Here is a 24,297-nt window from a genome sequence, read left to right as displayed (position 1 = left end):
ACCACACACAAGCGGGCCGCTCCTCTCCAGGGGCGGCCCGCTCCGTCGTGTTCCGGTCCGGAAACCAGGTCAGCCGAGGACGGCGAGCGCGTCGATCTCGATGAGGAGGCCGGCCGGGAGGCCGACGTACACGGTCGTCCGGGCGGAGGCGGGGGCCTTGAGGCCCTCCTCCTGGAAGTACTGGTTGTAGATCGCGTTCATCTCGGCGAAGTGGTCCACGTCGGTGAGGTAGACCCGCATCATCATGACGTCGTCCCAGCTCGCGCCGCCCTCCTCCAGGATCGCCTTGACGTTCGCGAAGGTCTGGAGGGTCTGCTCGCGCAGGGTCGGGCCCGCGACCGTCGGGGCCTGCCCCTCGACGGCGGGGAGGAAGCCGACCTGGCCTGCGACCTGGAGGATGTTGCCCTTCCGCACGCCGTGCGAGAACTTCGCGGGCGGGGTGGTGTGGGTGGCGGGGGTGAGGGCGGTCTTCTCGGTCATGCGCTGGCTTCCTTCGTCGGGGCGGTGCCGGAGTACTCCCGGCTGATGTCGTCCGCGGTGCGGCGCACCAGCGGGAGGAGGCCGAGGAGTTCCTCGGCCGTGACGACCACGTTGGGCGCCGAGACCGACATGGCGGCGACGACACGGCCGTCGGCGCCGCGGATCGGGGCGCCGACACAGTTGATGGACTCCTCATGGCCGCCGAGGTCCGTGGCCCAGCCCTGTTCGCGTACGGTCGCCAGCTCCTTGAGGAAGGCGGCGGCGTTCGGGGTCGAACGGGGCGTGTACGGGGGGTAGTCGAGCTTCGCGGCGATGGTACGGCGCTCCGCCTCGGGCAGGTCGGCGAGGAGCAGCTTGGCGACGGCGGCGACGGTGATCGCGACCGGCTTGCCGATGCGGGAGTACATGCGGACCGGGTAGCGGCTCTCGACCTTGTCGATGTAGAGGACCTCGCCCTCCTCGTACACGGCGAGGTGGACGGTGTGCCCGATCTGCTCGTTGAGGGCGGCGAGGTAGGGGTGGGCGATCTCGCGGACGTCGAGGTTCTCGACGGCCTCCTGGGCGAGGGCGAAGAGGCGGGCGCCGAGGCGGTAGCGCTGGTCCTGCTGCCGGTGGACGAGGCCGTGCTCGTGGAGGGTGCGCAGCAGGCGCAGGGCGGTCGACTTGTGGACACCGAGCCGGTCGGCGACCTGCCCGAGGTCGGCGGGGCCCTGTGCGAGCAGCGGCAGGATGCTGAGCGCCCGGTCGACGGTCTGGCTCATGGCGTACGTACCTCCTGGTCGTCCCCCGTCCAGCCGGGGCCGAGGTGAAGTGTCCCCCAGGCCCTGGCGTCGAGGGCGGCGAGCCGGTCCGCGTGGGCGCGGCGGGGAGGGACGGCGAGATCGCCGGGGACGGTGAGGGCGGCGGCGGCCATGAGGTGGCCGTGGCGGAGCCGCGCGGTCATGTCGAGCCCGCGGAGGGTGGCGGAGAGGAACCCGGCGGCGAAGGCGTCCCCGGCGCCGACGGTGGAGACGACGTCGACGCGGGGCGGCCGTACGAGGTGACTGACGCCGTCGGCATCCTCGATGTCCGCGAAGGACTCGGGCCGGCGGTCGACGGCGTGGGCGCCGCCCTTGCCGAGCTTGAGGACGAGGGTCTCGGGTCCGTCGATGAGTTCGGTGACGGTCCTGGTGCCCTTCAGGCCCCACAGCGTCTTCGCCTCGTCGGCGCCGACGAAGACGAGGTCGGCGCGGCGGGCGAGTTCGAGGAGCACCTCGGGGGCGCTGCCGTCGCGCCACAGGCCCGGCCGGTGGTTGACGTCGAAGGAGACGAGCGGGCGGCCGGGGCGCGGGGCGGTGAGTTTCCGCATGAGGGCCAGGCAGTCCTCGGAGAGCGCCGCGGTGATGCCGGTGAGGTGGAGGATGCGGGCGTCGGCGACGGAGGCGTACGGGACGGTGGCGGGCGACATGGCCGAGGCGGCCGATCCTGCCCGGTAGTAGACGACCTCGTGGGCGTCGGTGGCGCGGTCGTCGTCGGTGCGGAAGTAGACGCCGGTCGGCCGGTGTGGGTCGCGGCCGACGGCGGTGACGTCGACACCGTAGGCGCCGATGGCCTCGACCAGGTGGTCGCCGAAGCCGTCGCGGCCGACCCTGCCGACCCATCGGGTGCGGTGTCCCGCGGCGGCGAGGGCGCAGGCGACGTTGGACTCGGCGCCGCCGATCGCGCGGGCGAAGGAGGGGACGTCGGCGAGGCGGCCGGGCCGGGAGGGAAGAAAGGTGACCATGGACTCGCCGAGGCACACGACGTCCGGGGGCGCGTGTCCGCTCACTCTCGGGCTCCCTGTGACTGTGACGGGTCCATTGACCCGGCCTTGGCCCGGATGTTAGACAGCAATGAGCACAATGCGCAACGACTGTTGCAGATACTGCAACGCACGACGAGGAGGCCCCGTGCCCGACCTGGCGAACGAGCGAGTCGACCACCGTTTCAAGGGGCTGCCCCCGGACGCCGACGGCCTGACCGTCGGCGAGCTGGCGGCCGAGCGCCGCTCCCTCTTCACGGGAGGCTTCACCACCCCCGTCCTCGCGCTCTCCGCCGAGTCCGTCGAGCACAACCTCCGCCTCCTGGAGGTCTACGCCGAACGCCACGGCCTCGCCTTCGCCCCGCACGGCAAGACGTCCATGGCGCCCCGGCTCTTCGACCGCCAGCTGGAGCACGGCGCCTGGGGCATCACCGCCGCCGTGCCCCACCAGGCCCGCGTCTACCGCGCCCACGGCATCACCAGGATCTTCCTCGCCAACGAACTCGTCGACGCCGTCGCCCTGCGCTGGCTCGCCGCCGAACTCGACGCCGACCCGGAGTTCCGCTTCGTCTGCTACGTCGACTCGGTCCGTGGCGTCGAGCTGATGGACGAGGCGCTGCGCGCGGCGGGAGCCGCCCGCCCCGTGGACGTCGTCGTCGAGCTGGCCGCGGGCGCGACCGGTCGGACGGGCGTACGCACCGAGGCGGAGTGCGCGGCCGTCGCCGACGCGGTCGCGGCCGTCGCCACGCTGCGGCTCGTCGGCGTCGCCGGGTACGAGGGCACCATGCCCGGGGCCGACGGCGAGCGGGTCAGGAAGTGGCTGCACCGGCTGGTCGGGCTCGCGGCCGACTTCGACAAGGCCGGCCGCTTCGACACCGCCATCGGCGAGATCGTGGTGAGCGCGGGCGGAAGCGAGTGGTTCGACGCGGTCGCGGACGTCTTCGCGGAGATCCCCGCACTCTCCCTCCCCGTCCTGAAGCTGCTGCGCTCCGGCGCGTACGTCTCGCACGACGACGGGCAGTACCGCGAGAAGACCCCCTTCAACCGCGTCCCCGAGGAGGGCGCGCTCCAGCCCGCGTTCCGCCTCTGGTCGCAGGTCGTCTCCCGCCCCACCCCCGAGCAGGCCTTCACCAACGCCGGCAAGCGCGACGCCGCCCACGACCTGCACCTCCCCGAGGCGCAGGTGGTCCGTGACGCCCGCACCGGCGAGATCCGTCCCGCCGACGGCATGACCGTCACCGGCCTCTCCGACCAGCACGCCTGGGTACGGACGGAGGAGGGCGCCGATCTGGAGGTCGGGGACTGGATCGGCATGGGCCTGTCGCACCCCTGCACGTCCTTCGACAAGTGGCAGCTGATCCCGCTGGTCGAGGCGGACGGCACGGTGGTCGACTACATCCGCACGTTCTTCTAGAAGGAATCGGCATGGAACTCGTCTTCCGCGACGCGGACGTCGTCGACGGCAGCGGCGGCCCGTCCTACCGGGCCGACGTGGCGGTCGACGGCGGCCGGATCGCCGCGATCGTCAAGGAGGGCGCCGCCGCCGGCTGCCAACGCCCCTCCGCCCGCCGCGTCGTGGACGCCGAGGGCCTGGTGCTCTCCCCCGGCTTCGTCGACATGCACGCCCACAGCGACCTCGCGCTGCTCCGCGACCCGGACCACAGCGCGAAGGCCGCGCAGGGCGTGACGCTCGAAGTCCTGGGCCAGGACGGCCTGTCGTACGCGCCCGTCGACGACCGCACGCTCGCGGAGGTCCGGCGGGCGATCACCGGCTGGAACGGCGACGGATCCGACCTGGACCTCGACTGGCGCACGGTCGGCGCGTACCTGGACCGCCTCGACCACGCGCACGGCGGCCGGGGGATCGCGGTGAACGCGGCCTACCTGATCCCCCAGGGCACGGTCCGGATGTACGCGATGGGCTGGGAGAACCGGCCCGCCACCGACTCCGAGCTGAACCGGATGCGACAGCTCGTCGCCGAGGGCCTGGAACAGGGCGCGGTCGGCATGTCCTCCGGCCTGACCTACACCCCCGGCATGTACGCGCCGGACAGCGAACTCACCGAACTCTGCCGGGTCGTGGCGCGGTACGGGGGCTACTACTGCCCGCATCACCGCTCGTACGGCGCGGGTGCGCTCCAGGCGTACGAGGAGATGGTCGCCCTGACCCGCGAGGCCGGCTGCGCGCTCCATCTGGCCCACGCCACCATGAACTTCGGCGTGAACGAGGGCCGGGCGCCCGAGCTCCTGGCCCTCCTGGACGAGGCCCTCGCCGGAGGCGCGGACATCAGCCTCGACACGTACCCGTACACCCCCGGCAGTACGACGCTGCTCGCCGTCCTCCCGAGCTGGGCGAGCGAGGGCGGCCCGGAGGCGGTACTGACCCGCCTCGGGGACGCGGAGACGGCGGAGCGGATCCGCCACCACCTCGAAGAGGTCGGCTCGGACGGCTGCCACGGAGTGCCGGTCGACTGGAACACGATCGAGGTCGCGGGCGTGACCGACCCCCGCCTCACGGAGCTCGTGGGCCGCCGCCTCGACGGCTGGACGACGGCCCGGCGCCTCCTGCTCGACGACCGGCTCGGGACGACGATCCTCCAGCACGTGGGCCACGAGGAGAACGTCCGGACGATCATGCGGCACCGGGTGCACACGGGCGGCTCGGACGGCATCCTGCAGGGCCTCAAGCCGCACCCGCGCGCGTACGGCACGTTCCCGCACTATCTCGGCCGGTACGTACGCGAGCTCGGCGTCCTCTCCCTGGAGGAGTGCGTCGCCCATCTGACGTCCCGCCCGGCAGCCCGCCTCCGTCTCCCGGACCGCGGCCTGATCCGCGAGGGCTATGCGGCGGACCTGGTCCTCTTCGACCCGGAGACGGTCGCGGCGGGCGCGACGTACGCGTCCCCCCGCACGCTCCCGAGGGGCATCCCCCACGTCCTGATCGCCGGCGCCTTCGTCATGGAGGACGGACACCGCACGGACGCCTTGGCGGGCCGCGCCATCCGCCGGACCCCGGCACGCTGACCCACGCGGGCGCCCTCCGCGGGCGCGTCCGCTCCTACGCCCCCCGGCCCACCGGGTCGGCACCCCGGGCGGTGCCGGCGTCGTCGGGTACGGCCCCCGGCCACCGCTCCCGCCGCATCCACACCAGCCCCACGGCCAGCACGACGCCCGCCACCACGAACCCGTACCAGGGCGTACGTCCCGACGGCGCCGTTTCGTACACGAGCGCCGCCGACAGCACCACCAGCACCTGCCCCACCCGGCTCCGCCAGGCAACCGCCGCGACGACGACCGTCCCCCACAGCAGGTACCAGGGCTGCACCATCGGCGAGAGCGCCACGAGCGCGACCAGCGAAAGCCCGAGCCCGAGCACGGGATCCAGCACCCCGCGCCAGGACCGCCACGCGAGCGCCAGGATCACGCCGACGGCGACGACCAACCCCAGCTTCTGGACGACGCCCTTCACCGGATCGGGATCGTCCGCGACGAGCAGCCCGAGCCCGAGCCCGAGATCACTCGTCACCGACAGCGCCGTGTGAATGGCCCCGGCGACACTCTGCGTCCGCAGCCATCCGAACCCGGTCCCGGCCGCCAGAGTCGCCCCCACGGCGACCCCGGCCGCCACAAGACCGGGCAGCACGAGCCCCTTCACCACACCCCGGGCGCCGCCCCCGTCCCGGCGCGCGACCAGCACGCCGATGAACAGCAGGGCCACCGCCGCCGGAGACTTCACCATCATCGCGAGGCCGACGAGGACGCAGCCGAGCACCCATCGCCCGCGCACCGCGAGCAGCACGCCGCTCAGCATGAGGCCGATCATCAGCCCGTCGTTGTGCATGCCGCCGACGACATGGATCAGCAGCAGCGGGTTGAGCGCGGCCAGCCACAGAGCGCCGTCCCGGCCGCCGGGTCCGCCGCCCAGCCCCCGTACGGCCCGGACGATCAGCGCGAGCGCGCCCAGGGCGATCAGCCGCATCCCGAGCACGGCGGGCACGACCGCCCCGCCGGTCGCCTTCACGACCACCTCGGCGAGGAGCAGGAAGACCGGCCCGTACGGCGCGGGGGTGTCGGTCCAGTGGCCGCCGACGCTCGCCGCCGCGTCCGCCCCGAGGTCGCCGGGCCCGAGGACGGAGGGCCCGCCGCCGTAGACGTCGTGGCCTTCGAGGACCATCGCGCCCTGCGCGACGTAGCTGTAGACGTCGGCGCTGTAGAGCGGCGGAGCGAGGAGCAGCGGCACGGTCCAGAGGGCCAGGGTCGCGATCACCCTCTCCCGTACGCCCCGGGCGAGCAGCACCCCGTACCGCCACCACGCGGCCACGAGCAGGGTCAGACCGAGGTACGCGAGGACCGCGCCGGCCACGGTCAGCGAGGAGCCGCGCGGCTCCCACAGCCCCCAGCCGCCGCGTACGGGCAGCGTCCCGGCGGCCCACCCGCCCACGGCGACGGCGAGCGATCCGGCAGCACCCAGCCACCGGCATCCGGAGGCACTGAAAACCCACTTGGCTTCCTCTCCCCTCTGGAGAAGGGAGATTCTCACGGCTCGCGCCGCAGGGTTTTCTGCTTCGTCGTCGGCTGCCCGCCCGGAGTTCTCCGTTGGGGTCTTACGCCGGCTCCACAGACCGATACCGCCAGCCCGGCGGCCTTGAGGTTCTTCGCCGCGTTCACGTCCCGATCGTGGATCGTGCCGCAACCCTCGCACGTCCAGGTGCGGACGTGCAGCGGCATGCTCTGGGCGAGCTTGCCGCAGTGGGAGCACAGCTTGGAGGAGGGGAAGAAGCGGTCGACCGCGATCACTTCCCGTCCGTACCAGGAGGCCTTGTACTCCAGCATGCTCCGGAACTCCGACCACGCCGCATCACTGATGGCGCGCGCCAGGCTCCGGTTCTTGACCATGGTGCGCACGGTCAGGTCCTCGATCACGAGCGTTTGGTTCTCACGCACGAGTCGAGTCGTCAGCTTGTGCAGGCCATCACGCCGCCGGTCCGCGATGCGGGCATGGATCTTCGCGACCTTGCGCCGGGCCTTGGCCCGGTTGGCTCCGTTGCCCGGAGCCTTGCGGGCAAGGCACCGCTGGGCCCTGGCCAGAGCGGCACGGTCACGGCGCTCATGCCTCGGGTTGGCGATCTTCTCCCCCGTGGACAGGGTGAGGAGGTGGTCCAGGCCGACGTCGATGCCGACCGCCGAGTCCGTGGCGGGAAGCGGCTGTACGGACGGGTCCTCGCACAGCATCGAGACGAACCAGCGCCCCGCCGCATCCTGCGAGACCGTCACCGTCGACGGCTCCGCGCCCTTCGGAAGGGGCCGGGACCACACGATGTCCAGCGGCTCCGTCATCTTCGCCAGAGTCAGCCGACCGTCCCGGAACCGAAAACCGGACGTGGTGTACTCGGCGGACTTCCGCGACCTTTTGCGCGACTTGAACCGCGGATACTTGGCCCGCTTGCCGAAGAAATGGGTGAACGCGGACTGCAAGTGCCGCAGCGTCTGCTGCAACGGTACCGACGACACGTCGTTGAGGAACGCCAGCTCCTCGGTCTTCTTCCACGCGGTCAGCATCGCCGAGGTGGCGTTGTAGTTGACCCGCTCCTGACGCGCCCACGCCTCCGTACGTGCCGCGAGCGCCAGGTTGTAGACCTTCCGCACACACCCGAACGTGCGCGCCAGCTCAACTGCCTGCGCATCAGTCGGATGGAAGCGGAACTTGAACGCCCGCTTCACAGGGCTCAAAGGCATGCTCACAAACTAGCCCGACGGTCAGTGAAACCCAAACCGGCCGACCGGAGCGGCAGCCCGCCCTGGTGGCCGAAAGCCCCCCTCGCCCCGATCCGCAGACACCCGAAGCCCTACCGCGGCCGCTTGGTTGCGCCCCGCCCCTTGCCCGGCTTGGTCGACTGGCCGCCGCTGGGGGTTGCCTCCGTCGCGGCGCCGGCGTCCGTAGCGGCAGCCCCGGACCCGGACGGAGCAGCCGTCGGTTCCTTGGCGCCGGCCGTGGCGGACGGGCTCGTACGCCCCCCGGGGGACGCGGACGCGCCACCGCCGGCGCCCGCCGCGTCGGGCGGACCGGAGGAACCGGCCTCGCCGCCGTCGGGGGCCGACGGGCCGGAGGGGTCCGAGGGGTCCGCCTGGATCAGCGCGGGCGGCCCGTCGGAGCCGCCGCCGGGGGAACCCGTACCGCCCTTCGTGCCGGAGCCGCCCGAGAGCAGCGCGGCGGCGGCCCCGAGGACCACGACCCCGCCGGCGGCGATCAGCCACACCGGACCGCGCCCTCGGCGTGCGGGGGCGTGACGGCGGCGGGCGCGCCGGGGTCCGGCGGCTCCGGGGTCGTGCTGGCTCATGGGCCCGAATTGTAGGGAGCACGACACCGCGGGTGCGACGGGGGTCACATCAGGGTGTCCGACGTGTCCCAAAACACGAGGCGCCCCGCCTCACCCCGCCGTAAGCTCTCGTCATGCAGGTGATCCAGTCCACGAAGCTCGCCAACGTCTGTTACGAAATCCGGGGTCCGGTGCTCGAAGAGGCGATGCGGCTTGAGGCTGCGGGTCATCGCATCCTCAAGCTCAACACGGGCAACCCGGCCGCCTTCGGCTTCGAGTGCCCGCCCGCCATCCTCGAAGACGTGCTGCGCAACCTCTCCGAGGCGCACGGCTACGGCGACGCGAAGGGGCTGCTTTCGGCCCGCCGCGCGGTGATGAGCCACTACGAGACCAAGGGCATCCCGCTCTCCGTCGAGGACATCTACCTCGGCAACGGCGTCTCGGAGCTGATCCAGATGTCGATGCAGGCGCTGCTCGACGACGGCGACGAGGTCCTCGTCCCGGCCCCCGACTACCCCCTGTGGACCGCCTCGGTCTCGCTCGCGGGCGGTACGGCCGTGCACTACCGCTGCGACGAGCAGGCGGACTGGATGCCGGACCTCGCCGACATCGAGCGGAAGATCACCGACCGCACCAAGGCGATCGTGATCATCAACCCGAACAACCCGACGGGTGCGGTCTACGACGACGAGATGCTCCGCTCCCTGACGGAGATCGCCCGCCGCCACAACCTGGTCGTCTGCTCGGACGAGATCTACGACAAGATCCTCTACGACGGCACGACGCACACGCCGACCGCCGCGATCGCCCCCGACCTGCTCTGCCTCACCTTCAACGGGATGAGCAAGAACTACCGGGTGGCGGGCTTCCGCTCCGGCTGGCTCGCGGTCTGCGGTCCGAAGCACCACGCGACCTCGTACATCGAGGGCCTCACGATCCTCGCCAACATGCGCCTGTGCGCGAACATGCCGGCGCAGCACGCGGTGGCCGCCGCCCTCCAGGGCCGGCAGTCGATCGAGGACCTGGTCCTGCCGGGCGGGCGGCTCCTGGAGCAGCGGGACACGGCGTACGAGCTGCTGACCCAGATCCCGGGTGTGACGTGCGTGAAGCCGAAGGGCGCGCTGTACCTGTTCCCGCGGCTCGATCCGAACGTCTACAAGATCAAGGACGACCGGCAGATGGTCCTGGACCTGCTGCGGGCCGAGAAGATCATGGTCGTGCACGGTACGGGCTTCAACTGGCACGAGCCGGATCACTTCCGGATCGTCACGCTGCCGGCGGCGGCGGACCTGGCGGACGCGGTGACCCGGATCGGCCGGTTCCTGGACGGCTACAGCCAGCCCTGAGGCCCGACCCACCCCCCTATCTTGGCCGGACGTGGCTCAACTTTAGACCGAATCTAAGCTAGGATGGTTCCAGAGCACTCAGGAGGCCATCCCATGTACGAACCGATCCGCACCAAGTCGGTCCACCGGATGGCCGACGACGCCCACGCGTACCCGCACCGCTCCCGCGAGGAGGAGCTGGACATCCAGCTCGCCGGACACCTCTCCGCCCTGCTCGCCGTCACCGACGAGCTCGGCGACACGGAGGCGGGCGAGCTCATCGCCCGCCAGGTGGCACGGCTGCGCGGCGCACCGCCCGCCCGCCACGCCGGTCTGAGCGGCTCGTCCGCCCGGGAGCTGCACGGCAGGGCACACACCCTCGCGGGCCGCGCGCTGGTCGTCGCCGCCTCCCGGGCCGACACGGCCGCCGCGATCCTCGCCGCCGAGCGCATGGACGCGCACACCGCGGCGCTGGCCGGGGAACCCACCCTGGCGGCAGTCGGCGCCCCCTGACGGCCCCGGTCCGCGCGGCACGAACCGCGCGGACCGGGCGCCACCCACCGCGGACCGGGCACCAACCCACCGCGGGCAAGGCCGCCAACCCCCCACGGACCGGGCGCCACCCAACGCGGGCAAGGCCGCCAACCACCGCGGGGTCTCCGCCACCCACCGCGGGTCTCCGTCGCCCCCCGCAGGACCCCCATCCGGCACCCCCTGCTCCGGTTCGGTACCGGGATCGTCACTTCACCTCCCGTACACCCAACTCCCCCTGGAATGTGGGTTTCCGCGAGCACGCTGCCCGCGTGAGACGCATCCTGGGAATCGTCCTGGCCGTCCTGCTCCTCGGCGGCGTGGCCGCCGTCCTCGTGACGGGCGGCGACAAGGACACAGGCACGGCAACGAAGACCGTGCGAGGAGTCATCGGGTCGGAGAAGGCGGAGTTCTTCGCCGACCCGCAGGTGGTGAAGGCGCTGGCCGCCAAGGGGTTCACCGTGGGCACCGAGACCTCCGGGTCCTGGGACATGGACGAACTGCCCCTCGGGGGCTACGACTTCGCCTTCCCTTCCTCCAAGGGGCCCGCCGACGGGCTCCGCGCGAAGGCGACGGCGAAGGACAAGGCGACCACCGCCCCGCTGCGGCCCTTCTACTCGCCGCTCGTCGTCGTCGCCCACAGCGCCGCCGCCCGGATCCTGGCCGGCAACGGCCTCGCGACCCTCGGCGCGCGCGGGACGACCGGCACCCTGAAGATGGACGCCTACCTGGCCGCCGCCCGCGCGGACCGGACCTGGCAGCAACTGAAGGGCTCCGCAGGCCACGCGGAGCTGAGCGGCACCCTCTTCATCACCTCCACCGATCCGGTCGCCTCCAACTCCGGCGCCCTCTACCTGGCCGCCGCGAGCTACGTCGCCGACGGCGGACGGGTCGCGGGCGACACGGCCGCCGTGGCCCGCACCGCGCCCCTGATGCGCAAGCTGATCCAGGTGCAGGGCGCCCAACAGGCAGGCTCTGACGCCCCGTTCCGGGACTTCGTCAGCGGCGTCGGCAACCCGCTCGTCCTGGTGTACGAGTCCCAGGTCGCCGCCCAGCTCCTCGCCGGCCGGCCCATGGGAGACCTCGTCGTCCTCTACCCGGACACCACCGTCAACAGCGACCACACCCTCGTACCGCTCACCGAGAACGGCCGGGCGCTCGGCGAACTCCTCTCCACCGACCCCGAGTTGCGCAAGCTCGCGGTCCGCCACGGCTTCCGGCCGCAGGGCGCGGCGAACGAGTTCACCACCGCCACCGCCCAGCACACCGCCTACCTCAACCAGACACTGACCGGCGTCCGCCAGGCGCCCGTGCCCACCGGCAAGGTGCTGCACGAGATGGCGCTGCGGGCCCGCGACCAGGGGGACACCGCATGACCAGGCAGCCCGAGGACCCCAGAACGATGGCCCTGACACCGCCCGGGAACGACAGCCCGCTCGTCCTCACCCCGCCCGAGCCGGTGCCGCCCGTCCGCGCCGAGCAGGTCTCCGGCGTCGTCCCGCTGGACGAGGTCACCCGTACGGAGATGTCCCGGCGGGCCGTCGAGTACGTCGGCTCACTCGCCGGACTCGACCCGCGCTCCCCCGAGTTCTCGGGCCGCATCGGCGAGATCGCCGCGCTCGGCGCGGGCGAGATGCGCTCCGCCGCCAACCAGTCGAACCGGATGCTCGACCGCACGGTCCGCTCGCTCGGCAGCGGTACTCCCGGCGGCAGCGCCCAGAACCGGGTCGGCTCCTCGCTCGTCGAACTCCGGCGCACGGTCGAGGACCTGGACCCCCGGGACACCCCCGGCAAGGGCATCAAGGGACTGCTCGCCAAGCTCCCCGGCGGCAACAAGCTGCGCGACCACGTCGCCAAGTACGCCTCGTCCCAGGCCACTCTGAACCGGATCGTCGGCTCGCTGCGCGGCGGCCAGGACGAACTGGAGCGCGACAACGCCGCGTTGCTCACCGAGCGGGCCCGCCTGTGGGAGACCATGGGCAAGCTCCAGGAGTACGTGGTGCTCACCGAGGCCCTCGACGCGGCCGTCGAGGAGCGCGTCACCCTCACCCCGGACCAGGCCCAGGCGGACGCGCTGCGCGCCGACGTCCTCTTCCCGGTCCGGCAGAAGCACCAGGACCTGCTGACCCAACTCGCCGTCTGCGCGCAGGGGTACATGGCGATGGACGTGGTCCGCCGGAACAACGACGAGCTGATCAAGGGCGTGGAACGGGCGGCGACCACCACACTGTCGGCGCTGCGGATCTCCGTCATGCTCGCCACCGCCCTGGACCACCAGCGGACGGTCACGGAGCAGGTGAACGTGTTGCGGGCGACGACGGACCATCTGATCCGCACCAACGCCTCGATGCTGTCCGAGCAGGCCGTCGAGATCCAGCGGATCGCGGAGAACCCGGCGGTGGGCACGGAGGCGCTCCGGGCGGCGTTCCAGCAGATCTACTCGACCCTCGACGCCATCGACACGTACAAGGTCCAGGCCACGGAGTCGATGGCGGCCACGGTCCGGTCCCTGACCTCGGAACTCCAGCAGGCGAGCACGCATCTGGACCGCAGCCGCCGCACCGGCGCCCTGGAGGGTGGCGGCCTCGCATGACGACCCGCACGCGCACGACACCCGGCACCGCGCCCCGCACCGGCGCCCACCCCGGCACCCGCCTCCGCACCGCCGCCCACCGCCGCGCCCGTCTCCTGGCCCGGACGATCGCCGGTCTGGCCCTCACGCTGATCGTCACGGCGACCGGCAGCGCCTGCTCCACCATCGACAACAGCACCGTCGGCGGCCAGGGCGGCCCCGATCCCGACCGGTACGGCAAGGGGTACTGGTCCGGCACCCTCCGGGTCCTCGCCTCCTCCGAGCTGGCCGACATGGCCCCCGTACTGGAAGAGGCCCGCAAGGCGACCGGGGTCACCGTCCGTCCCACCTACGCCGGCACCCTCGACGCCGTCGAGCAGATCGCCTCGGGCGAGGCGGAGAAGGCGTACGACGCGATCTGGCTCTCCTCCAACGACTATCTGCGGCTCCGCCCGGACACGGCCGCGCGGATCACCGGCGAGACCCCGATCATGACCTCGCCGGTCGCTGTCGGCATACGGCCCGCCGCCGTCACCCGCCTGGGCTGGGATCCGGCGAAGGTCACCTGGTCGCAGCTGCACAAGGCGGTCGCCGAGAAGAAGCTGACGTACGGCATGACGGACCCGATGCGCTCCAACTCCGGTTTCTCCGCGCTGGTCTCGGTGGCCTCGGGGCTCTCCGGCGCCCAGTCCGCGCTCACCGCTCAGGACGTCACCCGGGCCACGCCCCGGCTGAAGGAATTCTTCGCGGGGCAGACGCTGACCTCCGGATCCTCCGGCTGGCTCGCCACCGCCTACGGCCGCCGCACCGACGTCGACGCGCTGGTCAACTACGAGTCGGTGCTGCTGTCGGCGCCCGGGAAGCTCACCGTGATCCGGCCGTCCGACGGGGTCGTGACCGCCGACTACCCGTTCACCCTGCTCACCTCGGCCCGCGCCGAGGCGAAGGAGGCGGCGGGCCGGCTCACCACCTATCTGCGCACCCCGGACGCCCAGCGGCGGATCACGGAGACGACCCTGCGCCGCCCGGTCGTCCCGGGCGTCCACCCGGCCGCCGCGCTCGCCCGGGACCAGCGGCGCGAGCTGCCGTTCCCCGGCAGCCGGGCCGTCGCGGACGGTCTGCTCGACGCGTACGACAACACCCTGCGCAGGCCCTCCCGCACGGTCTACGTCCTCGACACCTCCGGCTCCATGGCGGGCGGGCGCCTCGAACGGCTCAAGACGGCGCTCGCCGAGCTCACCGGCGACTTCCGGGACCGGGAGGAGGTCACCCTGATGCCCTTCGGCTCCACGGTGAAGCAGCACGAGGTCCGTACGCACACGGTCGACCCGGCCTCGCCCCGGGCGGCGCTCGACGCGATCCGGACCGACGCCGGAAAGCTCTCGGCGTCCGGCGGCACCGCGATCTACTCCAGCGTCCAGGAGGCGTACCGCTTCCTCGGCACGACCCCCGGTGACACGTTCACCTCGATCGTGCTGATGACGGACGGCGAGAACACCGACGGCGATCCGGCCTCCGCCTTCGACGCCTTCTACCGCTCGCTCCCCGCCGAGCAGCAGCGCACCCCGGTCTTCCCGATCCTCTTCGGGGACTCCGACCGCGGCGAGCTCGACCACATCGCGAGCCTGACCGGCGGCAAGCTCTTCGACGCCCAGCAGGGGTCGCTCGACGGCGCCTTCGAGGAGATCCGTGGCTACCAGTAACCGATTCCTGCGGTACGCCGAGTCCCGCAAGAACCTGACGGGCAGCGCCGCCGGCCTGGCCGGTCTCGCACTCACCCTCACCGGCGCCGCGGGCGCGCTGTGGCCGCTGGTGGTCGTCGGTCTGTACGCGGCGGGGGCGCTGATCGCCCCGCCCGAGCGCCCGGACACCCCGCACTTCCCGGACGCGGGCGAGCAGCTCGAAGCGCTGCGCACCGACTTCACGGCCCTGCGCGCGTACCTGGCCGAGGTGGAGCTGCCACCGGCCCCGCGCGAGCGGCTCACCGCGCTCGACGCCCTGGTCGAGGCGCTCCTCGAACCGGGCTGGGTGAGCGACCCGGACCACCTGCACGTCCTGGCCCGGGCGGTCCGCCAGGACATCCCGGAGTCCGTCGACACCTTCGTACGGACGCGGTGGTGGTCGCGGTTCACCGCGGGCGCCGAGGCGCCGGAGAGTCACCTCGAACGGCAGCTGGCCGCGCTCCACGAGGAGGCGACGCGGATCGCCACCGCCCTCCAGGAGGCGGAGGAGATCCGCCAGCACACCCACACGGAGTACGTGGAGGGCCGCGGCAACTGACGGGCACCGGCCCGGGACATGCGCCGGCCCCCGGAGCCTGAGGGGGCTCCGGGGGCCGGTTGCGTCGTGGTGGGCCGTCGTGACCCCACTGGTCAGGGCGGTGTTTCGGGGCAACCCACCACGAGTTTCAGGGGGGACTAGCCCAGGCGCTCCACGAGCGCGTTGTACTGGTCCCACAGTTCCTTCGGCGTGTGGTCGCCGAAGGTGTTCAGGTGGTCGGGGACGAGGGCGGCCTCTTCGCGCCACACGTCACGGTCGACCTTGAGGAGGAACTCCAGGTCCTCGGCCGGCAGGTCCAGGCCCTCGGTGTCGAGGGACTCCGGGGTCGGCAGGATGCCGATCGGGGTCTCGACGCCCTCGGCCTTGCCCTCCAGGCGCTCGACGATCCACTTCAGGACGCGGCTGTTCTCGCCGAAGCCGGGCCACACGAACTTGCCCGCGTCGTTCTTGCGGAACCAGTTCACGTAGTAGATCTTCGGGAGCTTCGCGGCGTCCGCGTTCGCGCCGACCTTGACCCAGTGGGCCATGTAGTCGCCCATGTTGTAGCCGCAGAACGGCAGCATGGCGAAGGGGTCGCGGCGCAGCTCGCCGACCTTGCCCTCGGCGGCGGCGGTCTTCTCGGAGGCGACGTTCGCACCGAGGAAGACGCCGTGGTTCCAGTCGAAGGACTCGGTCACCAGCGGGACGGCGGAGGCGCGGCGGCCACCGAAGAGGATCGCCGAGATCGGCACGCCCTTCGGGTCCTCCCACTCCGGCGCGATGATCGGGCACTGCCCGGCCGGGACGGTGAAGCGGGCGTTCGGGTGGGCGGCGGGCGTCTCGGACGCGGGCGTCCAGTCGTTGCCCTTCCAGTCCGTGAGGTGCGCGGGGGCCGTCTCGGTCATCCCCTCCCACCACACGTCGCCGTCGTCCGTGAGGGCGACGTTGGTGAAGACGGAGTTGCCCCACATGGTCTTCATGGCGTTGGCGTTGGTGTGCTCGCCGGTGCCGGGCGCGACGCCGAAGAAGCCGGCCTCGGGGTTGATCGCGTAGAGGCGGCCGTCCTCGCCGAAGCGCATCCAGGCGATGTCGTCGCCGATGGTCTCGACCGTCCAGCCGGAGATCGTGGGCTCCAGCATGGCGAGGTTGGTCTTGCCACAGGCGGACGGGAACGCGGCGGCGACGTACTTCGACTCGCCCTGCGGCGGGGTGAGCTTGAGGATCAGCATGTGCTCGGCGAGCCAGCCCTCGTCACGCGCCATGACGGAGGCGATGCGGAGCGCGTAGCACTTCTTGCCGAGCAGGGCGTTGCCGCCGTAGCCCGAGCCGTACGACCAGATCTCGCGGCTCTCGGGGAAGTGCGAGATGTACTTGGTGGTGTTGCAGGGCCACGGCACGTCCTCCTGGCCCTCCTCCAGCGGAGCGCCGAGGGTGTGGACGGCCTTGACGAAGAAGCCGTCGGTGCCGAGCTCGTCCAGGACGGCCTGTCCCATGCGGGTCATGGTGCGCATGGAGACGGCGACGTACGCGGAGTCCGTGATCTCGACGCCGATGGCGGAGAGCGGGGAGCCGACCGGGCCCATGCAGAAGGGCACGACGTACATGGTGCGGCCGCGCATGGAGCCGCGGAAGATGCCCTCGGAGCCCGCGAAGAGCTCCTTCATCTCGGCCGGGGCCTTCCAGTGGTTCGTCGGGCCCGCGTCCTCCTCCTTCTCGGAGCAGATGTACGTCCGGTCCTCGACACGCGCGACGTCGGAGGGGTCGGAGGCCGCGTAGTACGAGTTCGGGCGCTTGACCGGGTCGAGCTTCGTGAAGGTCCCCTTGGCGACGAGCTCCTCGCACAGGCGCTCGTACTCGGCCTCGGACCCGTCGCACCAGACGATGTTGTCCGGCTGGGTGATCTCGGCGATGTCGTTCACCCAGGAGACGAGCTCCTGGTGCTGGGTCGGGACGGTGGTGGGAGCCGCGTTGTCGCGCGCCACGATTGCTCCTTGTTGAGGGGTTTTTTTGGTGTATGCCCCGTGGGGGCCGCGACCCGGATGCTTCGTAGCTGCTCATCCGGTGCCGACCGCACTCATTTGATCATCCGATGTTAGCGCCCATATGTCCAGGGGGCCGCCCACGTGAGCATCGCCACTCGTATCCGGAACCTACGGGGGCGTAGGTACCATGCGGTCTCATGACTGCAGCCACACCGGAAGTGACCCCGATCGAGAATCCGCCGTCGATCGATAGCCCCTCGTCGCTCCCGCCGAAGCCGCGGCTCAGAGGATGGCTGCACGCCGGCATGTTCCCCGCCGTGATCGTCGCGGGCGTCGTCCTCGTGGCCCTCGCCGACTCGCCCCGCGCCCGGATCGCCTGCGGGATCTACGTCCTCACCGCCTGCCTGCTCTTCGGCATCAGCGCGCTCTACCACCGCGGCGAATGGGGACCGCGCGGCGAGGCCGTGCTGCGGCGCCTCGACCACGCCAACATCTTCCTGATCATCGCGGGCACCTACACCCCGCTGACCCTGCTCCTGCTCCCCGACTCGACGGCGAAGCCGCTCATGTGGGCGGTCTGGGCGGCAGCGACGGCCGGCATCGCCTTCCGCGTCTTCTGGGTCGGCGCGCCCCGCTGGCTGTACACGCCCTGCTACATCGCGATGGGCTGGGCAGCGGTCTTCTTCCTGCCGGACTTCATGCGCACCGGCGGCATCGCCGTCCTCGTGCTCGTCGTCGTCGGCGGTCTGCTCTACAGCGCGGGCGGCGTCATCTACGGCATGAAGCGCCCGAACCCCTCACCCCGCTGGTTCGGCTTCCACGAGGTCTTCCACTCGCTGACCCTCGCGGCCTTCATCGTCCACTACGTCGGCATCTCGCTGGTCGCCTACCAGCACGCCTGACGCTCGGCGGGCGCGGCGACCCGGAAGGCCGAGGGGGGCCTGTCGATCAGGCCGCCCTACCGGCTCGCCGCAGCCCCCAGCGCTCCCCGGACGATCCGCGCCGACTCCGGATTGTCCGCGCACTCCCACACCCCGTGCGGGCAGTAGTCCGTGACCGTCTGGTAGACCGGCCGGTGCGCCGCGAACCAGTCGAGCATCCCCCGCACGTACACCGGGTTGTCCCCGTTCCGGAAGAGCCCCCACTCCGGGTACGAGACCGGCTTCCCGTGCGTCGCCGCGAACCGCACGTGGTGTTCGAGCCCGTACTCCTCGGTCACCTGCTCCTCGAAGGAGAGCCCCGCCGGCTGGTCGTAGGCGTCCATCCCGATGATGTCGACGACGTCGTCACCCGGGTAGCAGAGCGGCCACGCCACGGCGTCGAGCCCCCGGCTCGGCGTGAAGTCGAAGCGGAACCGCTGCCCCCCCACCCCGCGCAGCACCTCCACGACCCGCCGCCAGTACGCCTTCCAGGCCGTCGGGTCCGGTCCACAGCGATGGCTGTACGTGGTGCCGTTCATCTCCCAGCCCAGCACCAGGACCGCGTCCCCCAGCCCGTGCTCCACCAGCCGCTCCCCCAGCACCCGGAAGTGCCCGTCGAAGGCACCGCCCGCGCCGCTCCGCAGCCCCGCCCGCACCTCCGCGTCCGGCAGCCCCGCCTCGTTGCGGTCGAGCAGCGGCACGTTCAGGACGAAGAGCCGCCCGGGCCGCTCCTCCTTCCACCGCGCCCAGGGCTCGAAGAGCGCCGGATGCCCCTCGATGTTGGACCAGCGGTCCCCCGGCAGGTAGGTGTGGCCGACGGTCAGTGTCTCGCCACCGAGCCAGGCCTGCACCTGCGCGATCCGCCGCACCCCGGCCTCGTCGGAGCCGGTGAAGAAGCCCGAGGGCACCCCGGGCAGCGGCTCCGGCAACGGCTGCCGCTCGGCCGTTCCCCCGCTCCCGGTATGGCGCCCGCCGGGCGCGAGCCGCTCGGGCGCCAGCAGGAACACGAGAACGGCCGCGAGCAGCACGGTCAGTGCGGCCCGCGGCCAGGAGAGCCGGGGAATCCCGACGGGAGGTCGGCTCACGTCAGCTCGTCCAGAAGTCCCACCAGCGGGTCAGGATCAGCATCCCGATGATCCCGATGTGCAGGACGGGCAGGGCGAAGGCGAACTCGCCGAGGAAGGTCCGCACCCCGGCCGGCGCGGGCAGCAGCCCGGCCCCGACGTTGTGCGCGGTCACGTGCCAGAACATGACGATGGTCGCGACCCAGGCCAGGCAGCACCACAGACAGAGCGAGTTGATCTCGTACAGCGACTGGTACATGAGCCAGGTGCAGAAGCCGACCCCGAAGAGCATCCCGGCGTTGAGGCCGAGCCAGAGCCAGCCCCGGTAACGGGCCCCGGCGAGGAGCCCGGCACCGACGGCGACGACGACGGCGTACGTCACGAGCCCGAGCATCGGATTAGGGAAGCCGAAGACCCCCGCCTGCTCGCTCTTCATGATGTTGCCGCAGGAGACGACCGGGTTCAGGCTGCACCCGGGCTGGAAGCCGGGGTCCTCCAGGAGCTTGAACTTGTCGATCGTGATCACCCAGCCGGAGAGCACGCCCGCCGCCCCGGTGATCATCAGCATCCAGGCGAAGGCCCGGCTCGCGCCGATCCCCGTCCCCGCGGCCCCCCGCGCGGACTCCTCCTGCCGCTGCCCCGGCACCCCGCCCCGTACGTCCACCGTCGCCATGCCGTGACCCCCTTCCGTTCTCCCGCTCAGCCCTGCAGGCGCCTGATCGGCATCAGGACGTGGGCGCTCTCCGCGAGCATCTCCTCGTCGGAGACGAAGGAGCGCAGCCGCGCCTCGTCGACCGGCCGGCCGGGGACCGCCTCGGGCCAGGGCCGGACGGAGCAGATGAGGTAGACCTGGCCGCGCTCGCGGGCGGCCGCCTGCCATTCGTCCGGCACCGGGCACTGCACCTTGAGGAAGGGCAGGTTGAGGACGGCGGAGCCGCCCTCCACGAGGAGCGTCGCGTTGATCCCCGCGTCCTTCTCCAGGTCGAAGAGCCGGTCGCCGACCGACAGCCCCATGGACTCCAGAGCCGTCCGCATCGCCTGCTGACCGGCCTCCGGGCCGTCCCGGCCGTCGCCGAGCGAATACGCCATCAGGAACGGCGTGCCGGCCGAGTCGGCGGAGGGCTCGCTGGACCACGGAATCACCGTGAGAGTTCCCAGCGGAGAGGCGCTGCGCGCCGAGGAAACGACATTGGAAGTGGTCATGAATACGGATGCTAGTGGCCCAACCACCCTTTCCCCGCGCCAATTTCACCCGAACGGTCGATATTCACGCCTCCGGCATTTCCGGCGCAACGAACCCGGGTTTTCATCGTTGTGCCCTGAGGGCAATTGCCGACCCGAGGAGATCACTCATGATCGTCCCGCGCCGCGTCGCACTGCGGTCCCTCTTCGCTCTGGCCGTCACCGCCTTCACCGGCGGTGCGCTCGGCCGCATCGCGACCCGCACCCCGCCGGGAGAGCCGTCCGGGACGGCGCGCGACCCGCTCGCCTTCGACGAGATGTACGGGGGCCGCCGCATCCGGGGCCTCTCCGGCCCCGACGGCGCCCCGGTGGCCCTCGTCGACGGCCGGCCGCTGCACCTGATGCGGTGCGCCGACGGCGGCTACGTATCGCCGATCGACCACTACGAGTCCTGCCCGACGCCGCTGGCGGCCACCCGCGCCGCCGTCGACGAGCTGGGGGCGGCGCCGCTGTCCCGGCTCGCCGCGGCCCACGGCGTCCACACCGACCCGACGGGAGGGAGCCCGCGTGGTGTACACGCGTAAGAACCAGCGCGACCTGACCGGCGCCGAGCGCCGGAAGTTCGTCGCCGCCGTCCTGGAGCTCAAGCGGACCGGCGCGTACGACGAGTTCGTCCGCACCCACATCGACCACTACACGGCCGACGGGGAGGGGCGGCTCAGGACGGCCCACATGGCCCCGAGCTTCCTGCCCTGGCACCGCAGGTTCCTGCTGGAGTTCGAGAAGGCGCTGCGCCGGCTCGATCCGACGGTCTCCGTCCCGTACTGGGACTGGACCCGGGACAACAGTCCGGCCTCCTCGATCTGGGGCGAGGACTTCCTGGGCGGCAACGGGCGCCGCGCCGACCTCCAGGTCATGACCGGCCCCTTCGCCCACTCCGCCGGGCGGTGGAACGTCACGTACGGGATGACCGAGACCCGCTTCCTGACCAGGGACTTCGGCCGGCCTCGCGACCCGATCGCGCTCCCCACCCAGGCCCAGCTGGACGAGGTGATGCGGGAGCGGGTGTACGACGTGGCGCCCTGGAACTCCACGAGCGTCTCCGGCTTCCGCAACCGGCTGGAGGGCTGGGCCCCGGGCCGGGGCAACGAGAGGTTCCGGATCCACAACCGGGTCCACCGCTGGGTCGGCGGGCTGATGCTCGGCGGCGGCTCCGTCAACGACCCGGTCTTCTGGCTGCACCACTCCTTCGTCGACCTGGTCTGGTCGCGGTGGCAGCAGCGCAACCCCGGTGCCGCGTACCTGCCGGCGGAGCCGCCGCCGCTCGGGGACGCGCAGTACCGCAAGGTCGTCGCCCGGCACCAGCCGATGGAGCCGTGGGGGGTCACCCCGGCGGAGCTGTTCGACCACAGCCGGATCTACCGGTACGCCTGACCCCGCACAGACGGGTGTCCCCCCGGCCTGGCGGGCCGGGGGGACACCCGAGCGAAACGGAGGGGGATCAGCCGCCGTAGCCGCCGTCACCGTTGTCGTGACCGTTGTCGTGACCGTCGGCGTTGACGCAGGTGTTGCCGAAGGCCGGGTTGAGCAGGCCGATGACGCTGACGGTGTTGCCGCAGAGGTTGACCGGGACGTGGACCGGGACCTGGACGACGTTGCCGGAGGCGACACCGGGCGAGTGGGCGGCGACGGCCTCGGCGCCCGAGTCGGCGACGGCCAGGCCGGCTCCGCTGAGGGCCACGGCACCCGTGCCGGCGAGAACAGCGGCAGCCTTCGCGATGCGAGACATCAAGAACTCCTTGGACGTGGAAAGCGACCGCAGGAATCACGGCCGACTCCCCTACAACGCCCGTCAACGGAGCTGGTCACGGTCATTGAGCCGAACGAGACGGGGAAAAACCGAAAAGATCCGAAAAGAATGGCCCGTGGACCGGAGGACGCCCGCCGCCGGTTACGGCGGGACGGGCCTCGGTCCACGGGCCGCGGCCATGCGACGAGCCTTCGCCTATAACGATCAACGATCCCCGGGGTGGCGGGGAAGAATCGTGTCTTCACCCGCCCGGGGTGCGCGGTCGCGTCAGTGCGAGGTCGGCGCCAGGCCCAGCTGGGGGTCGAGGGCTCCGCTGAGTACGGGGGTGAGGAGGCCGACCTGAGGCTTCGCCAGGTCCGGGAGGCCGGCGAGTCCGTTCCCGCGCGGGGCCTCCACCGGGTTGCCGACGACGGCGCCGGGCGTGGCCGCCCTCATCTCCGAGTGCGGGCTGCTGAGGAGGGCCCGGCCGGGGTCGCTGCCGTCCAGGAGCTCGGGCAGCGGCGCGTCCACGACGGTCTTCGGCAGGGTGCCGGCGAGCGGCACGCTGGGCAGGGTGACATCCGGCAGGGCACCGAGGCCCTTCTGGAAGCCGGTGGGTGCGCCGGGCATCGGGACGGGCACACCGGTGGCCACCGTCGGGGCGTCCATCGGGAGCACCGGCTCCAGGCCCTGGAGCGGGACGATCACCGGTGCCTCGACGGCGGAGGCCGGGGCGGCCAGGGCGGCGGAGGCGAGTGCGGTCATGAGGATTCCCATGCCGGCGTGAGAGCGCAGAGTCATGCTCTGGAGAACGAGGCGTTCGGGGGAAACGTGGCGGAATTCCCCTGTGTGCAGCAACGTCGGAGGCCCCCACCGGTGAAGGCGGGGGCCTTGATTGACGTTCCGTCAGCCTGTGGCGTCAGTGACGGCGGGAGATCCGTCCGCCTCGGAGGTAGACGACGGTGCCGCCGATGATCAGCGCGGCGCTGATCGCGGCCGCGCCCATGAGCGCGGGGTCGCTGCCGGTGTCGGGGAGTTCGGGGCCGCCCGGCGGGGTGGTCGGGTTGCTCGGCTCGTCCGGGTTGGTCGGAGGCGTCCACGGCGGGGAGGTGGGCGGAGTGGTCGGCGGAGTGGTCGGCTCCTCGCAACCGGGCTCCGGCTCCTCACCCGGGGCGGGCTCCTCGCACTCACCGGGCTCGTCCGGGTTGGTCGGCGGCGTCCACGGCGGGGACGTCGGCGGAGTGGTGGGCGGAGTCGTCGGCGGAGTGGTCGGCTCCTCACAACCGGGCTCCGGCTCCTCACCGGGAGCGGGGGCCTCGCACTCACCCGGCTCGTCCGGGTTGGTCGGCGGAGGGGTGGTGTGCGGCGGGGAAGTCGGCGGAGTGGTCGGCTCCTCACAACCGGGCTCCGGCTCCTCGCCCGGGGCGGGGGCCTCGCACTCACCGGGCTCATCCGGGTTGGTCGGAGGCGTCCACGGCGGGGACGTCGGCGGAGTGGTCGGCGGAGTCGTCGGCTCCTCACAACCCGGCTCCGGCTCCTCACCGGGGGCGGGGGCCTCGCACTCACCGGGCTCGTCCGGGTTGGTCGGCGGAGGGGTGGTGTGCGGCGGAGTGGTGGGCGGCTCTGTATGCGGCGGCGTCGTCGGCGGCTCTGTATGCGGCGGTGTCGTCGGCGGCTCGGTGTGCGGCGGATTCGTCGGGGGCTCGGTCGGCTCGCCCGGCTCGTCGCCGTAGCCGCCGGGTTCCCCCGCCTGGGCGCAGAGGTCGCCGACGGCCGCCGCGACGAGATCGCCGAGTTCCATGCTCTTGCCGCAGACATCGGCCGGCAGGGGCGCCTGCACATGACCTGCCGCACCGGGACCGGGTGAATCACCCGTACCGGCATGGGAGTTGGCGGCAATGGCGAATCCGCCGGTCAGCGACAGAATGCCGGTCGCTGCTGCTGCGGTGAGTACTTTCCTGCTGATGATGGACCGCATACCGCTCTTCCTCTGGAGAAAGGGAGAGACCGGCGAGGATCCCCCCTCGCTCCGACCGGCCAGTCCACGCCGACGTTCGCGTGGGATGGACCAGAGAGTAGGGAGCGAGGCCCCGCGT

24 protein-coding genes are annotated in these 24,297 nt (G+C 72.0%); 11 read left to right on the top strand and 13 right to left on the bottom strand.

Going from position 1 to position 24,297, the window contains the following annotated elements:
* Positions 1 to 69: 69 nt before the first annotated feature.
* The 3 genes from OG580_RS23135 to OG580_RS23125 are packed head-to-tail and all read right to left on the bottom strand — an operon-like array spanning position 70 to position 2,287.
* The gene (locus OG580_RS23135; protein WP_267045585.1) at positions 70 to 480 is read right to left on the bottom strand and encodes a RidA family protein; all 411 of its coding nucleotides are present in this window, start codon (positions 478 to 480) and stop codon (positions 70 to 72) included.
* The gene (locus tag OG580_RS23130; RefSeq protein ID WP_267045584.1) at positions 477 to 1,241 is read right to left on the bottom strand and encodes an IclR family transcriptional regulator; all 765 of its coding nucleotides are present in this window, start codon (positions 1,239 to 1,241) and stop codon (positions 477 to 479) included. The genes OG580_RS23135 and OG580_RS23130 overlap by 4 nt, the downstream gene beginning before the upstream one ends.
* A complete protein-coding gene (locus OG580_RS23125) occupies positions 1,238 to 2,287 on the bottom strand; it encodes a sugar kinase (RefSeq protein ID WP_267045583.1) in 1,050 nt (349 codons plus the stop codon). Before OG580_RS23125 ends, OG580_RS23130 begins: the two co-directional genes overlap by 4 nt.
* A gap of 73 nt (positions 2,288 to 2,360) precedes the next feature.
* Here OG580_RS23125 and OG580_RS23120 point away from each other — a divergent pair, with 73 nt between their 5' ends.
* Together OG580_RS23120 and OG580_RS23115 are read left to right on the top strand one after the other, a co-directional pair.
* Positions 2,361 to 3,674, top strand: coding sequence for an alanine racemase (locus tag OG580_RS23120; protein ID WP_267048090.1), 1,314 nt, complete (start codon positions 2,361 to 2,363; stop codon positions 3,672 to 3,674).
* 11 nt (positions 3,675 to 3,685) lie between these two features.
* The gene (locus tag OG580_RS23115) at positions 3,686 to 5,284 is read left to right on the top strand and encodes an amidohydrolase family protein (protein ID WP_267045582.1); all 1,599 of its coding nucleotides are present in this window, start codon (positions 3,686 to 3,688) and stop codon (positions 5,282 to 5,284) included.
* Between the two features lie 34 nt (positions 5,285 to 5,318).
* Here OG580_RS23115 and mptB read toward each other — a convergent pair whose 3' ends face one another.
* The 3 genes from mptB to OG580_RS23100 form a co-directional block, all read right to left on the bottom strand.
* Positions 5,319 to 6,794: a polyprenol phosphomannose-dependent alpha 1,6 mannosyltransferase MptB gene (gene mptB, locus OG580_RS23110; protein WP_267048089.1), complete on the bottom strand. Its 1,476-nt coding sequence runs from the start codon at positions 6,792 to 6,794 to the stop codon at positions 5,319 to 5,321.
* A 2-nt stretch (positions 6,795 to 6,796) separates the two neighbouring features.
* Positions 6,797 to 7,996: an RNA-guided endonuclease TnpB family protein gene (locus OG580_RS23105; protein WP_267045581.1), complete on the bottom strand. Its 1,200-nt coding sequence runs from the start codon at positions 7,994 to 7,996 to the stop codon at positions 6,797 to 6,799.
* A gap of 110 nt (positions 7,997 to 8,106) precedes the next feature.
* On the bottom strand, positions 8,107 to 8,598 hold the full coding sequence (locus tag OG580_RS23100) for a hypothetical protein (RefSeq protein ID WP_267045580.1): 492 nt from the start codon (positions 8,596 to 8,598) through the stop codon (positions 8,107 to 8,109).
* A 113-nt stretch (positions 8,599 to 8,711) separates the two neighbouring features.
* On the opposite strand from OG580_RS23100, the gene OG580_RS23095 reads away from it, so the two are divergent.
* The 6 genes from OG580_RS23095 to OG580_RS23070 all read left to right on the top strand — a co-directional run bounded on the left by OG580_RS23095 (position 8,712) and on the right by OG580_RS23070 (position 15,285).
* A complete protein-coding gene (locus tag OG580_RS23095) occupies positions 8,712 to 9,923 on the top strand; it encodes a pyridoxal phosphate-dependent aminotransferase (protein WP_267045579.1) in 1,212 nt (403 codons plus the stop codon).
* Positions 9,924 to 10,016: 93 nt separating this feature from the next.
* Positions 10,017 to 10,415: a hypothetical protein gene (locus tag OG580_RS23090; protein ID WP_267045578.1), complete on the top strand. Its 399-nt coding sequence runs from the start codon at positions 10,017 to 10,019 to the stop codon at positions 10,413 to 10,415.
* A 263-nt stretch (positions 10,416 to 10,678) separates the two neighbouring features.
* Positions 10,679 to 11,809, top strand: coding sequence for a hypothetical protein (locus OG580_RS23085; RefSeq protein ID WP_267045577.1), 1,131 nt, complete (start codon positions 10,679 to 10,681; stop codon positions 11,807 to 11,809).
* Entirely contained in the window at positions 11,806 to 13,026 is a 1,221-nt protein-coding gene (locus tag OG580_RS23080) for a toxic anion resistance protein (RefSeq protein WP_267045576.1), read from the top strand. The genes OG580_RS23085 and OG580_RS23080 overlap by 4 nt, the downstream gene beginning before the upstream one ends.
* On the top strand, positions 13,023 to 14,708 hold the full coding sequence (locus OG580_RS23075) for a substrate-binding and VWA domain-containing protein (protein WP_267045575.1): 1,686 nt from the start codon (positions 13,023 to 13,025) through the stop codon (positions 14,706 to 14,708). The genes OG580_RS23080 and OG580_RS23075 overlap by 4 nt, the downstream gene beginning before the upstream one ends.
* Positions 14,695 to 15,285, top strand: a complete 591-nt coding sequence (locus OG580_RS23070) for a hypothetical protein (RefSeq protein WP_267045574.1) — start codon at positions 14,695 to 14,697, stop codon at positions 15,283 to 15,285. The genes OG580_RS23075 and OG580_RS23070 overlap by 14 nt, the downstream gene beginning before the upstream one ends.
* Before the next feature lie 137 nt (positions 15,286 to 15,422).
* Here OG580_RS23070 and OG580_RS23065 read toward each other — a convergent pair whose 3' ends face one another.
* Complete coding sequence (locus OG580_RS23065; RefSeq protein ID WP_267045573.1) at positions 15,423 to 17,246, bottom strand: phosphoenolpyruvate carboxykinase (GTP); 1,824 nt, start codon at positions 17,244 to 17,246, stop codon at positions 15,423 to 15,425.
* Positions 17,247 to 17,443: 197 nt separating this feature from the next.
* Between OG580_RS23065 and OG580_RS23060 the strand changes: the two genes are divergently transcribed.
* A complete protein-coding gene (locus tag OG580_RS23060) occupies positions 17,444 to 18,148 on the top strand; it encodes a hemolysin III family protein (RefSeq protein WP_267045572.1) in 705 nt (234 codons plus the stop codon).
* Positions 18,149 to 18,204: 56 nt separating this feature from the next.
* On the opposite strand, the gene OG580_RS23055 is transcribed toward OG580_RS23060, so the two are convergent.
* From OG580_RS23055 to OG580_RS23045, 3 genes are read right to left on the bottom strand one after another with little or no spacing between them, the layout of a single operon-like run.
* The gene (locus OG580_RS23055; RefSeq protein ID WP_267045571.1) at positions 18,205 to 19,251 is read right to left on the bottom strand and encodes a glycoside hydrolase family 26 protein; all 1,047 of its coding nucleotides are present in this window, start codon (positions 19,249 to 19,251) and stop codon (positions 18,205 to 18,207) included.
* A gap of 1 nt (position 19,252) precedes the next feature.
* Positions 19,253 to 19,903 carry a vitamin K epoxide reductase family protein gene (locus tag OG580_RS23050; RefSeq protein ID WP_267045570.1) on the bottom strand — a complete coding sequence of 217 codons (651 nt, stop codon included), beginning with the start codon at positions 19,901 to 19,903 and terminating at the stop codon, positions 19,253 to 19,255.
* Positions 19,904 to 19,929: 26 nt separating this feature from the next.
* Positions 19,930 to 20,433, bottom strand: coding sequence for a DUF5949 family protein (locus OG580_RS23045; protein ID WP_267045569.1), 504 nt, complete (start codon positions 20,431 to 20,433; stop codon positions 19,930 to 19,932).
* A 149-nt stretch (positions 20,434 to 20,582) separates the two neighbouring features.
* Here OG580_RS23045 and OG580_RS23040 point away from each other — a divergent pair, with 149 nt between their 5' ends.
* Together OG580_RS23040 and OG580_RS23035 are read left to right on the top strand one after the other, a co-directional pair.
* The gene (locus OG580_RS23040; RefSeq protein ID WP_267045568.1) at positions 20,583 to 20,996 is read left to right on the top strand and encodes a tyrosinase family oxidase copper chaperone; all 414 of its coding nucleotides are present in this window, start codon (positions 20,583 to 20,585) and stop codon (positions 20,994 to 20,996) included.
* Positions 20,980 to 21,846 carry a tyrosinase family protein gene (locus OG580_RS23035; protein ID WP_267045567.1) on the top strand — a complete coding sequence of 289 codons (867 nt, stop codon included), beginning with the start codon at positions 20,980 to 20,982 and terminating at the stop codon, positions 21,844 to 21,846. Before OG580_RS23040 ends, OG580_RS23035 begins: the two co-directional genes overlap by 17 nt.
* Before the next feature lie 67 nt (positions 21,847 to 21,913).
* Here the strand turns inward: OG580_RS23035 and OG580_RS23030 are convergent, their stop codons facing one another.
* From OG580_RS23030 to OG580_RS23020, 3 genes are all read right to left on the bottom strand, one after another.
* Positions 21,914 to 22,201: a chaplin gene (locus tag OG580_RS23030; RefSeq protein WP_267045566.1), complete on the bottom strand. Its 288-nt coding sequence runs from the start codon at positions 22,199 to 22,201 to the stop codon at positions 21,914 to 21,916.
* 288 nt (positions 22,202 to 22,489) lie between these two features.
* The gene (locus tag OG580_RS23025) at positions 22,490 to 22,966 is read right to left on the bottom strand and encodes a hypothetical protein (protein WP_267045565.1); all 477 of its coding nucleotides are present in this window, start codon (positions 22,964 to 22,966) and stop codon (positions 22,490 to 22,492) included.
* A gap of 154 nt (positions 22,967 to 23,120) precedes the next feature.
* The gene (locus tag OG580_RS23020; protein ID WP_267045564.1) at positions 23,121 to 24,179 is read right to left on the bottom strand and encodes a hypothetical protein; all 1,059 of its coding nucleotides are present in this window, start codon (positions 24,177 to 24,179) and stop codon (positions 23,121 to 23,123) included.
* Positions 24,180 to 24,297 lie beyond the last annotated feature (118 nt).

Source organism: Streptomyces sp. NBC_00094, from assembly GCF_026343125.1.
Taxonomy (GTDB): Bacteria; Actinomycetota; Actinomycetes; order Streptomycetales; family Streptomycetaceae; genus Streptomyces.
Note: the sequence above shows the minus strand (reverse complement) of the source record. Positions and strands in the feature narration are given on the sequence as shown.